Genomic DNA, 12,751 nt, shown 5'->3' with positions numbered 1-12,751 from the left:
CCATGCGCCGCCCGGGGCTCCGATGCCCCGGGCGGCGCCGAACCGGGAGGTCTGATGAGTTCGGGAATGACCCGCAGAACACTGCTCGGCGGTTCGCTGTCCGCGGTCGCCGCGATGAGTCTGCCGTTGCCGGCACACGCCGGCGGACACGGGAGAAGCGACGAGGCGGCAACCCGATACGGCAAGGTGCGCGGAAAACGCGAAGACGGCATCGTCAAGTTCCTCGGCGTGCCCTACGCCCAACCACCGCTCGGCGCGCTGAGGTTCAAGTCCCCGAAGCCCCCCGCACGGTGGTCCGGCGTTCGCGACGCCGTCAGTTTCCCCAACCCGGCGTTCCAGGTGGTGGGCAGTGAGATGGGACCGACCGGGAACGGCCGCATGCCCGCACCGTCCGAGGACTGCCTGTACCTCAACATCTGGACCCCCGGCGCCGACCGCAAGCGGCGGCCAGTGATGTTCTACAACCACGGCGGCGGCTACATGATCGGCTCGGCCTCGGCCACGGGCCAGGACGGCACCCGTCTCGCGCAGCTCCACGACGTGGTGGTGGTCGAGTCCAACCACCGGCTGGGCCTGCTGGGCTATTTGTTCCTCAGCGATCTCGCCGACGGTGACTACGCCGCGAACCAGGGAATGCTCGACATCTTCGCGGCGTTGCGCTGGACCAGCGAGAACATCGGCAACTTCGGCGGCGACCCGGACAACATCATGATCTGGGGCGAGAGCGGCGGCGGTGCCAAGACCGCCGCCATCTACACCATGCCGACGGCAGCCCGGCTGTTCCACAAGGCCTCGATCGAAAGCGCCGCCCCGCTGCGCTTCCCCACCCGCGACGGCGCCACCGCACGCGCCGAGCGCACGCTTCACCTGCTGGGGCTGAGCAGAAGCGACATCCCGAAGCTCTCCGACATCCCGGCCGCGCGCCTGCTCGAGATCCAGGTGTCCGAGGCCGCGAACGGCGTCGCACCCTGGGGTGACCCCGACCCGCTACCCGGGTTCGGCGCCTTCGTCGACGGAGGTGTCATCCCACGGCACCCCTTCGACGACGGCGCCCCGCCGTGGTCGGGCGACAAACCGTTGATGGTCGGCACCTGCCGCGACGAGACGGTGTTCTTCAGCCTCTTCGGGCCGCCCGACGTCTTCCGCATCGACGAGGCCGGCCTGCGTAGCCGGCTCAGCGGCACCTACCAGGGCGCCGAACTCGACCAGATCATCGCGACTTTCCGTACGTCGCGACCGGAAGCGACACCGGCCCAGCTCTACTTCGCTATCACCACATCACCGATCTGGCGTGACGCGATCAAGATCGCCGAGGCTAAAGCGGCGCAGCACACCGCACCGGTGTTCATGTACCAGCTCGCGTACCAGGATCCAACCGTGGTGCCGGGCACCGTGTTCCCGCTCGGCTCGCCGCACGCCTCGGACATCCCGATGAAATTCGCCAACGTCGGCACCGACCAGTTGCCGGGCAAGCGGGCGACCGCCTGGCACATGAGCGCTCTATGGGCCGGCTTCGCCCACCACGGCCACCCCACCGCGAGGGGCGTGCCGAGATGGCCTGCCTACACGCCGAAGGACCGGGCCACCATGTGGATCGACGCTGACTGCCGGATTGCCTACGACCCAGACAGAGAGGAAAGGCTCTTCTGGCAGCGCCGGGACTGAACAGCGAGGTACCGACCGATGAGTGTCACTGGCTGCGCCACACCACCGCACCTGGGTGGAACGCCACTTCGGCTACGGCATCGCCCGCGTCTACGCCGGCCACACCGACAGCCCTGGATCCTCCACCACCACCTACATCAAAGCTGACCTGCACGACGCGTCGACGCCGGCTGAACTTTGGCCCTGGCACACATTCTGTGAGTGATCTTGGTGGTAGCTCACGGGGTGGCGAGGACGCGTTTGCGTAGGAGGTCGAGATTCGCGCGGCCGTACATCTGTCGTTTGATGGCTTTGATGCGGTTGACGTGGCCTTCGACGGGGCCTGAGCTCCAGGGTTGGGTGAGGCCGGCGACGACGGCGTCGCGGTCGCTGATCAGGCCGGCGGCGAAGCCGCGGACTTCGGGGTACCCGGCGTGCCGGGCACGGTCGGTCCAAGCGTCGAGGTGCTGTCCGGTGCCCTGGTGGCGAACCAGCGCGGCAAACCCGCGAGCAAGGTCGGCAATGGTGTCGAGGTCTGGGCAGCGGCTGCGGGCGCCACCCGGCCGGGCACGACGAGGTCAATGCCCACACGTGCAGCCCATCACGTCCGGGGAGCGGTTGCCGGCCGAACTCGTGAGCGTGCAGAAATACGGGCTCGTGTGCGACTGCGGCTAGTGGGTCCTGCGATCTCACTGTCGCGCCCCGGTGCGGGAGCCGGACCGAGTGCCGAAAAGTCGTCGTTGACGTCCGGATGCCTCCTACACACACCGACAAGGGCCGTGCTTTGGCACCCCCGCAGGATGTTTGCGATGAACGGCCAGATGCCGAATGAGTTCCTCAGCGCCCCGACTGTCAGCGGGCTTCGCTGAACCGGGACGCACGCATGAGATCGAGTTGGTCGGCGCCGCGGGTCCCCGGGGCCGCCGTGTAGGTGACGATGCGCAGGTCGACTCCCGGCAAGGTCAGCACGTCGCAGTCCAGGGTGACGTCGCCAAGCTCGGGATGGCTAATCGTCTTCAGGTCCCCAGTCAGCTGCTCCATGCCCGCCACGGCCCACAGTTCACCGAAGAACGGCGAGACCGTCCGCAACCCGTCCACGAGCGCGGCCAGCTCCGGGTCGGCCGGATAGCGGGCGACCGCTTCGCGCAGGTCCGCGACGATCGCCGTCTCGAACGCGTACGGTCCGGCCGCCGATGAGACGGGGCGCAGGTGCCAGCGACCCTCTCCCGTGCCGAAGAGTGCGCGTGCGAGGTTGCGTTCGACGGGCGGCAGGCCGGACGGGTCGCCGTGCAGAGCCGTCCACATGTCGTTCCACCACAGCAGGCTCCAGTCGGCGGCGAACACGCCGATCGGGAGGTCACCGAGGCGGGCGACGAGGCGGCGGATGCTCGGCGGCACGTGAGTGCCGACGGCGTGGTCGCGCGGGGCGAGCAGGCCGGCGGCGCGGAAGAGCTGATCGCGTTCGGCCGCGGTGAGCCGCAGCGCGCGGGCGATGGCCGAGACCACCTGCCCGGAGGGACTCGTGGCCCGGCCCTGCTCCAAGCGCAGCACGTACTCGACGGACAAGCCGGCGAGCTCGGCGAGTTCCTCGCGGCGCAGGCCGGGGGCGCGGCGGCGGGCCGACCGGGCGTAGCCGGCATCGGCCGGGTCGAGGCGGTCGCGCCAGCTTCGTAGCAAGGCGCCGAAGCTCAGGTCGCTCACTCCTCTATGATGCCACCGGGCATTTCCTGCACCACCGTCACCATCCTGGTGAGTGCAGCGCGCATGTAGCGGGTCCAGAGCAGCTTGAACGGCCCCGCGACGATCCAGCGGCGGCCTGGCAGCGGCCGGAAGTCGTACGTCCACCGGATCGAAGTGCCGGTGCCATCGGGCAGGAACGACCACTCGCCGCGCACCCCGGAGATCAGCTTGGCCAGCACGTTGGTGAAGCCGCTCAGCTCATAGGCAAACCCGTGCCCCTCCGCGATCTCGGTGAGCCGCTCGTGGGCCTTGGAGCCGTCGGTGAACCAGGTCTGGCGCGACGTCCCCGGCCGGTCCCAGGTACCGGTTTGGTCGCGCACTTCCGCGACGCCGGGGAACGGTCCCCACGGCTTGAACACCTGGGCGAGGTCGATCGGCACGATGACCTGGTAGGTGTACGCGGGGCTGGACGTTGTACGGGCGAAGACGGTGATCGGAACACTCGTTCTGGTCATGCCACGAGCATCGCGGCCAGCGCCTGCCCGAGGCAGACACCTGTCAGTACATACCCTCACATACCCACGCGGTCTCGTCGTGTTCGCCGCCCATCCGCTCTCGAATGCCGCGCGGGGGCAGGTGACAGACCCCGTCCGTGAAAGCCTTCGCGTGCCCTGGGAACGCGTCGATCACAGCGCCCCCTCGGACATCAGTTGGTGGGCGCCATGCAATGAGGGTTTTATCGACGTAGCGCCGAGATCGCCTTTACCGCTGGAGACCCGGTAATGGCTCGCGAGGCGTCGGCGGCATATGGCGGCGTGTTGCTGGAAATTTGGAATTGGGCGAAGGCTGCCGCCGTACTACGGGCGGGCCTTCCCGTTTGGCGGGCTTTAAGCAGAGACGAAATGCTGGTGCAGACACTAGCGAATATCGGTACCGCTCATCTATGGGCTGGACGATGGCGCTCGGCGGAAGCCTATCTGCTGAACGCCCAGCGCTTGGCCGTACGCCGGCAGATGTCGTCGGGCAGGGCGTGGCCGCCTCGGCGACTATGGGGCAGCTGCGCGGGCTGCTACGGGAACGCCATGCCGCCACCGCGGACGTTGCCGCGGCGATGTCCGCGCTGAACGCCGCCGCCACCGAGACACGGGGGGGCGGGCGGCCACCGTCTGCGTGGTGCTGCTCGACCCGGACAGCGGGGCAGTGGAGTACTGCACCGCTGGTCATCCACCGTCGCTGGTGGTGTCCACCTTGGGTCCTGCCAGGTACCTGCCGGCGACCGGCGCGGGACTGATCGGCGTCGGTGGAACGTTCACCGCCGCGTCCATCGGGAGGGACGGAGTCGCCGACGGCGAACTGGTGCTGCTCTACACCGACGGGCATCCTGGAACGTCCCGGCCGGGACCTGTCGGGCAGCACGGTCGAGCTCGCTGAGGCCGCGGCCGACATCGCCGCGGAACCGGCGTTCCAGGGTGACAGCGACTTTCCCGCCGAGCGCGTGTGCGCGCAGACGCTGGAACTGCTGACCCGGGCCACCGGGCATGCCGACGACATCACCCTGCGCGCAACGCGTCGCGCCGCCACCGCCGCCGGAGCTTTCCGTGGTGGGCCGAGCACGAGTCGCTGGCGTCGATGCGGGAGCGGGTGCGGGCGTGGTCGATGACGTTGGTGGCCAGCTCCACGACCGCGTGCAGGAGGGCGGCGTCGGACCCGCCGACATGCGAATCGCTCAGCCACCGGCCTGACGGCAGCCCACGTAGGCGATCACCACGCTGGTCCCGGACGCCGTCGGTGCGGTCCACTGCGGTGAGCTGACGTGAGCCCTCCGCCTGCAACCGTCCCCGGCCAGTCAGATCTACACTGTGCGGCTGACCTACCGGCACGGCCGATGCCCCGAGGTGATGGTCACCGACCCGCCGCTCGCCCCGCAGTCAGGGGCAGCCGCACCCACGTCTACGCCGGCGACGAGCTCTGCCTGTACTACCCACCAAGATCGCCGGAAACACCCTTAGCGAGACAGGCCCGGACTGTTGCGTGATTGGGCGAGCCAGCGCGGGGCTGTCTCACGTTTGGTGGTGACGGAGGGTTCTGCTATTCGATGAGGATGCGGTGGCGAAGCAGGGTGAAGCCCGCTCGTCCGTGCATTTGGCGTGCGATTTCGTTTGGTCCTGGTGTTGACGCCTTCCGTGGGGCCGTTGCTACGGAAGCGTGAGCGCTGCGTTCAGGGCGTCGCGGTCCCGTTCCAGGCCGCGGGTGAAGGCGTGCAGATGAGGTGGGTCGGCCGCGCGGACCTGAACGATCCAAAGCGATTGCCGGTCGGCGTTTCCCGGCTGAGGCCTCAGGAGTTCGGCGAAGCGCCCGACAAGGGCCCGTCTGGCAGATCACGCCGACCGGTGGTCGCAGGCCAACTGCGCCGTCTCACCCACGACCGAGTAAGCGGCCGGTAGTCGCGTGCGGTGCTCCGGGTGAGGCGGCTGCGGGGTGCACCGCACTCGGCGAGGACCCGCGAGCGACGCCCTACCTCGGTCGCGGCACCTGCCTCGCGCCCGTTGTAGACGGGTTCCGGTGGTCCTGGCGGAATAACCAACGCATACGGCTGACCTGCTAGAGGTTCGGTCTTGGCAGCGCATTCGTGGTGCGTCTCTTACCACGTTCCCGTTGCCTGAGCTGGTCGTTCGACCGGTGAGGCGGGTGGTGTGCTGGCCCGGTGGGGGTCGGCGCCGGCTGCGGTGCGGCGGGTGTCGCCGTGCCCTGCGTGCCAGTCGAGGACGAGTAGGCAGGCGTCGTCGGGCAGGACGGGGCCGGCCGCTTCGAGGACGAGGTCGCCGAGGAGGCGGACGACCTCCCGCGGGTGCAGTGCGCTCAGGTGCGGCAGTCGTGCGGGCAGGTCCAGGGCGGCGGCGCTGCGTTCGAGCATGCCGTCGGTGAGGAGCACGAGCCGGTCGCCGGGCTGCAACTCGATCTCGGCGGTCTGGTAGGGCTTGTCACGCAGTATCCCGAAGGGTCGGTTGGCGGGCAGCGCCACGGGCTGCGCCGTGTGGTCGCGGACCAGCAGCGGGGTGGGGTGTCCGGCGTTGACGACGGTGAGAATTCCGGTGGCCAGGTCCAGGCGGCCGAGCAGCCCGGTGGCGAAGGGCGAGCCGGCCGGGGCGTTGGCGATGAGTGCCTCGTCCGCGGCCTGTGCCTGTTCGAGCAGGGTGCCGCCCCGACGGCGGGCGTTGCGGAGCCCGCTGACGCACAGGGTCGCGGTGAGCGCGCTGTGCACACCGTGCCCGACCGCGTCGGTGATGCTCAGGTGCAGCAGGTCGCGGGCCACACTGTAGTCGAAGGTGTCGCCGCCGATGCTGGCTGCCGGCTCCAGCCATCCCGCCAGGGTGAACGAGTCAGCCTCGCAGGTGAACGATGCGGGCAACAGCCGCCGTTGGATCTCCGCGGCGAGGGTAAACGGAACGGTCCGCTGTCCCCATTCGAACAGGTCGGTGTGTCGGCGGTTGGCGATCACCACGAACGCCAGCGTGTGCGCGGCACGCGACACTCGCTGCACGATCGCGTCGGTCGGTGCGGCCGGCAGAGCGATCTCCAACAATCCGATGGCTTCGCCGCGCTGGGTGACCGGTGCCCGCACCACGAACATGTCATCGACATGCTCGACCAGCACGTGCTGCGCGCGTAGTGCCTGTTCCTGCGGGCCGCCGTCGAAGGGCAGCACCATCGCCATGTCGTTGTCCTGCCGGCGGCCGCCGGGCAGGTCACCGATCGGGACGTGGACCAGACGGACCAGGGCACGGCCGCTCATGTCCGCCACGAGGAACGACACCCACGACGCGTCGAGGTTCACCCCGATGCTGCGGGTCACCGCCTGCACGGCGTCGACGGGGGCGGCTTGCTCCACCGCGAACAGCACGTCGTTAAGGTCCACGCCGCTCATCTCGTTGTCGCTCACTCGGCGGAGCATAAACGGGAGTAGGGGATAGCGGTGGCACCGCAGCCCACGTCGCTGATCATGACCTGGGGCGGCGAACCGGTCTGGAGGCACCTGTGCCGAGTGTCCCGTTAGGGATCGTCCACCGGACACCCGCCAGGGCGGTCGGCCCGCCCGTCGCGCCGCTGGTCGGCGAGTCCCGTAAGACCTGCCCCGTGACGTGCCCGGTGGGCGGGCCAAACGGTACAGTGGCGCCGTGAAGGGTCTCAAGATCGGTAACGCCCGGGTGTCCACCGACGAGCAGGATCTGAATGCACGACTGGCCGCGCTCGCCGAGTTTGGTGTGTCGGAACCGACCGAATTTACGTCGACAAGGGCCTGACCGGAACCAACCGGGCCCGGCCGAGCCGGGCCGGGATCAGTTGGTCGTGACGAAGCTGAAGCGCCTCGCCCGCTCTGTCCGCGACGCGCACGATGACATCGCCCAGGAGTTGACCGCCCGGCAGGTCAAGCTCAATCTTGGCGGGTCCATCCACGACCCGACCGACGCGATGGGCAAACTGCTGTTCACCACCCTGGCGATCATCGCCGAGCTCGAGGCGGACCTGACCCGGCTACGGACCCGCGAAGACATGAAGATCGCCAAAGCCAAGGGCCGGCTGCGGCGCAAGGCACCCAGGCTGAGCGTGAGGCAGGAAGCGCACATGGTCGCCCTGCACCGTGCGGGCGAACACACCGGCGCCGAGTTGGCCGAGCTGTTCGGCGTGGCCCGCTCGACGGTGTATCGGGCGATCGACCGGGCCGCGGCTCCGTTATGACGTCCGCGTCTGCGGGTAGGAGCGAGCGGGTGGCAGGTCAGCAGTTCAGCGGCCCGGAGTCGGCGCGTACCGCTGCGGTGATGCGGTCGACGGCGCGGCAGTTGCGCCGCGTCGCGGCCGGGATGTATGCCAGCGCGGCGGCGGCGCGCAGCGAGACAGCAGCGGCACGGTTGCGGGCTCTGGGCGACTCGGTGCTGGTGCAGGCGGACGCCATCACGCAGCGTGCCGACCAGTTGGCGCGGCAGGTCCAGGACGGCACGGACAGGCCGTCGCCGGCTGCCGACGACGACACTCTGCCTTGACCTGGAAAGCACCAGGGGCGATCGGGGCCCATTAGTGCTGGCGCGAGTCGGGGTGTGGTGGTTACCGGGGTTGGCGCGACTGGTGGTGGGTGGTGCAGGGCTTCCTCGAGTTGGTCTTCGAGGATGATGATGCGGCGGGCTGATGCCACGTCGGTGCCCTGGTCAGGCGCGTGCGGCGAGGTTGACCCATGAACACCTCCATCACGAGGGCCCCGGCGCTGCAAGCGCCGGGGCCCAAGGGTTGCGGGTCTAAACACCATCTACCGACAGGAACGTCGGATTGTCGTTTCCGCACCAGCCCAAGGTTCGGGCGGTATCCGCGTCCGGCCCGTCAGTGCGGCCAGTGGCGGGCGATCCAACGGTGCGCGGCCCTCCCTTTCCTCTGCTACCACTTTCACTTACCTCGTTCCGGTCCGCCGGTGACTGAACCCCACGCGACTTCATGGCCCCGAACACGTGCGACGAACGTCCTCACCTGCGGCGAAGCCCCGAACCTAACATCGGCCCCGCCACCTGGTGCACCCGGAATTACGCACAAACAACCCGGGATACCGCAAACTTTCCTGTCTATTGCGACATGCCTCGCACGTCAAACCACGACGTGCCGGAGCCGGGTCGTCGCTGGTCCGGCTCCTTCGCCTCAGCAGGGCGGTTCTCGTCAGCGTCTATTGTGTTGCTTCATTCTCGACCAAAGAACTTAACCGACGAGGGCAAGCATGTCTAGTAACTCGGACACAAATTTCCTGAACGTCGGCGCCCAGCGTTGGGAGCCCCTCTCGACGTCGTCACCGTCGAGGTCGAACGCGTCTGACCGCACCCCACCAGGTCACCGCGGCGGCCTGCCCACCTGAGACCGATCGCCGCGGCGGCGTCTGTGTCGCCCTCGGCGGCACCCCACCTGATCTCTGGTCGCCCGTTCGTTAGCAACGCCCCGTTGTGCCGCAACAGCCGGCCCTTGCACAGGCCCCAGAAATCCGGCGCTGAGCGCCCGGGCTAGCGACGCTTAGCTTCGTGGGCGGGTGCAGTCCTTGCGTGGGGGCGGTCGGTTCGTGGGTGGCGCCGTCCGATCGGCGGGCGCGGGGCCCTGGCTGACCGTGTGCCCGTTGCGGCCAGCCGAGGTCGTCCAGCCGCCGCGTCGATCGGCCAGGGGCGTGCGTCGCTCGTCGAGCAACCGCCACAACGAGACGCCACAGTCGGTGCAGCGGCCGCGTTGAACCCAGACGCCGCAGGGGTGGGCTGATTCGCCGGTTATGAGCACCACGGCACCACATAATGCACATCCGACGGCACGGGACGCGCTCACCTGGCCACCGTAGGCCTCTGCCACGCGGAGCGCGACCCGAGTGGCATCGATACGCGACGAGGACAGGAAGTCCCCGACGGCAATGGTGTCGCCTGCGTCCTGCAAGATCTGGCCTGACGACCTAGACGGCGTGAGCGCGTTACGTCGCCCTGCGGCTCAGCGCGGCGGCCAATGCGCGTCATAGGCTGGGCGGGCAACCGCCGCCGCTGCCGCTAGAAAGGTAGTCGCCCGCTCAGAGCGTACGACGAAAGGCCTTCACAGATGACTGCCACCGGCCACGAGGTCGCCGAGACGCTCAACCGCGCCTTCGACGAACCGTCCATGACGATGCCGATCCTGCTCGCCGATGTGGTCCCCGCATTGGCGGAATTCGACCAAGACGCCACCACCGCGGCGGACCCGGAGGGCTACCGCGACCGGATCGTCCTGCACGACGGCAGCATCATCCTCTACGACAGCCGTACCGAACGGTGGACGCTCAGCAGCACCGAGGAAGTCGCCGCATCCGACCAGCGACGTACCGCATCGTCCTGAGCAATCACCCGGCAAGCCGGCCCTTCACCGTCACAGAACCCGCGTCGAAGCCGAATGCCCGCAGCAGCTGCACGCCGTGCTCGTTGAGCTTAGCCAGCTCCTCACCGTCGACGTCGACCGTGATGGTCCCGAAGAAGTTGACGTTCTCGCTGTGCGCCGCGGAGATGTGCGCCAGCAGCTTGTCGAGAATGGTGCGGCCGGCGGCGCGGGGGCGGTGTCGGCCGGCATGCTACCGGTCAGGCTGCCCCGAGCATCGAGTCTCGGCAGGCGTCGTGCGATCGCCGGGATCAACCCATGGTCAGGGTGAGATCGTCGACCAGCGCTCGGACGCGGGCGTCGATGTCGTCGCGGACGGTCCGAACGAACGGCAGGTCCCTTCCGGCGGGGTCGGGGATGTCCCAGTCGAGGTAACGCTTGCCAGCGAGGACTGGGCAGGCGTCTCCGCAGCCCATCGTCACGATCACGTCGCTCGCGCCGAGGACGTCCGGCGTCAGGGGTTTGGGGTACGCCCGGTTGATGTCGATGCCCCACTCGCCGAGCGCCTCGAAGACGTTCTGGTCCAGCCCGTCCGCCGGGTGCGAACCAGCGCACCGTACGTGCACCCTGCCTTGCGCGTACCGGTCGGCGAGCGCGGCGGCGAGTTGGGAACGGCCGGCGTTGTAGGCGCAGAGGAAAAGCACCTCGGGTACCGGCTTGTCGATGCTGCCCTCGACCTGCGCCAGGGCGGTGAGTCGTTCGGTGGCGAAGTTCTCCGTCAGTGCTGGCAGGTGGGCCTGGAGGCGGACGGTGCGGTGTAGGTACATGTAGGACTCGAAGACGTACCGTTCGACGGTCTCGGGGCCGAATACGCCGGTGAACCGGCTGGAGAGCCGTTTGGCGATCTGCCCGAGCACGTAGTCGACATCCCGGGTGTCCATTGCGTCGAACGGTCCGTCCATCACGTCGTCCTTACCGTGCCAACCGCTGCGCGGCGAGCTGAGGCGATCGGCCGGCGGCTACTTCCTGCGCACCGCTAGTCATTGGTGACCTGGGTGGGGAAGAACCGGCGGCGGGCGGCGAGGCTGACGTAGACGAGGGCGACCAGGACCGGTACCTCGATCAGTGGTCCGACGACTCCGGCGAGGGCTTGGCCGCTGGTGACGCCGAACACGCCGATCGCGACGGCGATGGCGAGTTCGAAGTTGTTGCCGGCGGCGGTGAAGGCGAGCGTGGTGGTGCGTTCGTAGTTCAGGCCGATGGCCCGACCGATGGCGAACGAGCCGAACCACATGATCGCGAAGTACGCGAGCAGGGGGAGCGCGATGCGGGCGACGTCCCAGGGTTGGGCGGTGATCGCTTCGCCCTGCAGGGCGAAGAGCAGCACGATGGTGAACAGCAGCCCGTACAGGGCGACCGGCCCGATGCGGGGCAGGAACTTCGCCTCGTACCAGTCGCGGCCCTTGGCGCGTTCGCCGAATTTGCGGGTGAGGTAGCCGGCGGCGAGAGGGATGCCGAGGAAGACCAGGACGCTGCCGGCGATGTCCCATCCGGAGACGGCCAGTCCGGCCTGCTCCAGGCCGAGCCAGCCGGGCAGGACGGTGAGGTAGAACCAGCCGAGCACGCCGAAGGCGAGGACCTGGAAGACGGAGTTGAGGGCGACCAGGACGGCGGCGGCTTCCCGGTCGCCGCAGGCGAGGTCGTTCCAGATGATGACCATGGCGATGCAGCGGGCGAGGCCGACGATGATCAGGCCGGTGCGGTACGCGGGCTGGTCGGGCAGGAGCAGCCAGGCCAGGGCGAACATGACGGCGGGACCGATGAGCCAGTTAATCACCAGGGAGGAGATCAGCAGGCGCCGGTCGGAGGTGACGGTGTCGAGGCGGTCGTAGCGGACCTTGGCCAGGACCGGGTACATCATGATCAGCAGACCCAGGGCGATAGGTACGGAGATCCCGCCGACCTTGACGTGGTCGAGGGCATCGTCGAGTCCGGGGATCAGCCGGCCCAGGAGCAGCCCGGCGACCATGGCGGCGCCGATCCAAACCGGCAGGAGCCGGTCCAGCGTCGAGAGCCGGGGCGTGGTGCGCGCCGGTGTGGCCAGTGTCGTCATGTGCCTGGTTCCTCTGTTGGTTTCTCGGTGGGTGCGTCCGGGCCGCAGGGCCGTCTGCCCTCGGCGCCGGTGGGCGCATGGTCGGCGAGAGCGGCGATGCCCTGACCGAGTGCGCGTACCGCTTCGGGGCGGAGCCGGTAGTAGGTCCAGTAGCGGTGACGTTCGGTCTCCACCAGCCCGGCCTGGCGCAGCGCCCGCAGGTGGTGGCTGATCAGCGGCTGGGTGACCCCCAGGTCTTCGACCAGGTGGCACACGCACAGTTGCTCCCGCGCCAGCGCCTGCATCACCCGCCAGCGCAGCGGATCAGCCACGGCCCGGAGCGCCGCGAGCTGCGTCTCATTCGTATCAACTGTCATTGAATTAAATCCTCGCTGATATGGATCGGATCGTCAACCTGCGGCCGGTGCTGAGTGAACGATTCGCGGTCCTGAAATTTGATGTCCATGTCGCGTTCATCCGCTG

At 68.6% G+C, this 12,751-nt stretch carries 13 protein-coding genes and 3 pseudogenes; 7 read left to right on the top strand and 9 right to left on the bottom strand.

Features of this window, described 5'->3' with window-relative positions:
• Window positions 1–54 precede the first annotated feature (54 nt).
• Together DKT68_RS13875 and DKT68_RS31460 are read left to right on the top strand one after the other, a co-directional pair.
• Complete coding sequence (locus DKT68_RS13875) at window positions 55–1,665, top strand: carboxylesterase/lipase family protein (protein ID WP_109817813.1); 1,611 nt, start codon at window positions 55–57, stop codon at window positions 1,663–1,665.
• 55 nt (window positions 1,666–1,720) lie between these two features.
• On the top strand, window positions 1,721–1,870 hold the full coding sequence (locus tag DKT68_RS31460) for a hypothetical protein (protein WP_201749023.1): 150 nt from the start codon (window positions 1,721–1,723) through the stop codon (window positions 1,868–1,870).
• A gap of 13 nt (window positions 1,871–1,883) precedes the next feature.
• Here the strand turns inward: DKT68_RS31460 and DKT68_RS31960 are convergent.
• The 3 genes and pseudogenes from DKT68_RS31960 to DKT68_RS13860 form a co-directional block, all read right to left on the bottom strand.
• Window positions 1,884–2,198: pseudogene (locus DKT68_RS31960) on the bottom strand (transposase); the annotation flags it as partial.
• 298 nt (window positions 2,199–2,496) lie between these two features.
• The gene (locus DKT68_RS13865; RefSeq protein ID WP_109817812.1) at window positions 2,497–3,345 is read right to left on the bottom strand and encodes a helix-turn-helix domain-containing protein; all 849 of its coding nucleotides are present in this window, start codon (window positions 3,343–3,345) and stop codon (window positions 2,497–2,499) included.
• Window positions 3,342–3,764, bottom strand: coding sequence for an SRPBCC family protein (locus DKT68_RS13860; protein WP_201749022.1), 423 nt, complete (start codon window positions 3,762–3,764; stop codon window positions 3,342–3,344). The genes DKT68_RS13865 and DKT68_RS13860 overlap by 4 nt, the downstream gene beginning before the upstream one ends.
• Before the next feature lie 503 nt (window positions 3,765–4,267).
• Here DKT68_RS13860 and DKT68_RS32685 point away from each other — a divergent pair.
• Window positions 4,268–4,755, top strand: a pseudogene (locus DKT68_RS32685) (SpoIIE family protein phosphatase).
• Window positions 4,756–4,874: 119 nt separating this feature from the next.
• Here the strand turns inward: DKT68_RS32685 and DKT68_RS13845 are convergent.
• The 3 genes and pseudogenes from DKT68_RS13845 to DKT68_RS13835 form a co-directional block, all read right to left on the bottom strand.
• Complete coding sequence (locus DKT68_RS13845; RefSeq protein WP_109817808.1) at window positions 4,875–5,123, bottom strand: hypothetical protein; 249 nt, start codon at window positions 5,121–5,123, stop codon at window positions 4,875–4,877.
• Between the two features lie 289 nt (window positions 5,124–5,412).
• Window positions 5,413–5,684, bottom strand: a pseudogene (locus tag DKT68_RS13840) (transposase); the annotation flags it as partial.
• Window positions 5,685–5,965: 281 nt separating this feature from the next.
• On the bottom strand, window positions 5,966–7,264 hold the full coding sequence (locus DKT68_RS13835) for a PP2C family protein-serine/threonine phosphatase (RefSeq protein WP_236646877.1): 1,299 nt from the start codon (window positions 7,262–7,264) through the stop codon (window positions 5,966–5,968).
• A gap of 235 nt (window positions 7,265–7,499) precedes the next feature.
• Between DKT68_RS13835 and DKT68_RS32400 the strand changes: the two genes are divergently transcribed.
• The 4 genes from DKT68_RS32400 to DKT68_RS13820 all read left to right on the top strand — a co-directional run bounded on the left by DKT68_RS32400 (window position 7,500) and on the right by DKT68_RS13820 (window position 10,200).
• Window positions 7,500–7,625, top strand: a complete 126-nt coding sequence (locus DKT68_RS32400) for a hypothetical protein (protein ID WP_269089853.1) — start codon at window positions 7,500–7,502, stop codon at window positions 7,623–7,625.
• Complete coding sequence (locus tag DKT68_RS13830; RefSeq protein WP_456238185.1) at window positions 7,585–8,061, top strand: recombinase family protein; 477 nt, start codon at window positions 7,585–7,587, stop codon at window positions 8,059–8,061. The genes DKT68_RS32400 and DKT68_RS13830 overlap by 41 nt, the downstream gene beginning before the upstream one ends.
• A gap of 29 nt (window positions 8,062–8,090) precedes the next feature.
• On the top strand, window positions 8,091–8,363 hold the full coding sequence (locus tag DKT68_RS13825; RefSeq protein ID WP_146218362.1) for a hypothetical protein: 273 nt from the start codon (window positions 8,091–8,093) through the stop codon (window positions 8,361–8,363).
• A 1,564-nt stretch (window positions 8,364–9,927) separates the two neighbouring features.
• On the top strand, window positions 9,928–10,200 hold the full coding sequence (locus DKT68_RS13820) for a hypothetical protein (RefSeq protein WP_109817806.1): 273 nt from the start codon (window positions 9,928–9,930) through the stop codon (window positions 10,198–10,200).
• A gap of 287 nt (window positions 10,201–10,487) precedes the next feature.
• Here DKT68_RS13820 and DKT68_RS13815 read toward each other — a convergent pair whose 3' ends face one another.
• From DKT68_RS13815 to DKT68_RS13805, 3 genes are all read right to left on the bottom strand, one after another.
• A complete protein-coding gene (locus DKT68_RS13815) occupies window positions 10,488–11,138 on the bottom strand; it encodes an arsenate reductase ArsC (protein WP_109817805.1) in 651 nt (216 codons plus the stop codon).
• A 74-nt stretch (window positions 11,139–11,212) separates the two neighbouring features.
• Complete coding sequence (gene arsB / locus DKT68_RS13810) at window positions 11,213–12,289, bottom strand: ACR3 family arsenite efflux transporter (protein WP_109817804.1); 1,077 nt, start codon at window positions 12,287–12,289, stop codon at window positions 11,213–11,215.
• Window positions 12,286–12,645, bottom strand: coding sequence for an ArsR/SmtB family transcription factor (locus DKT68_RS13805; RefSeq protein WP_109817803.1), 360 nt, complete (start codon window positions 12,643–12,645; stop codon window positions 12,286–12,288). Before DKT68_RS13805 ends, arsB begins: the two co-directional genes overlap by 4 nt.
• Window positions 12,646–12,751: the final 106 nt, after the last annotated feature.

It is taken from the genome of Micromonospora acroterricola, assembly GCF_003172955.1.
Classification (GTDB): Bacteria; Actinomycetota; Actinomycetes; order Mycobacteriales; family Micromonosporaceae; genus Micromonospora; species Micromonospora acroterricola.
This window is presented reverse-complemented; position numbering and strand designations above follow the sequence as displayed.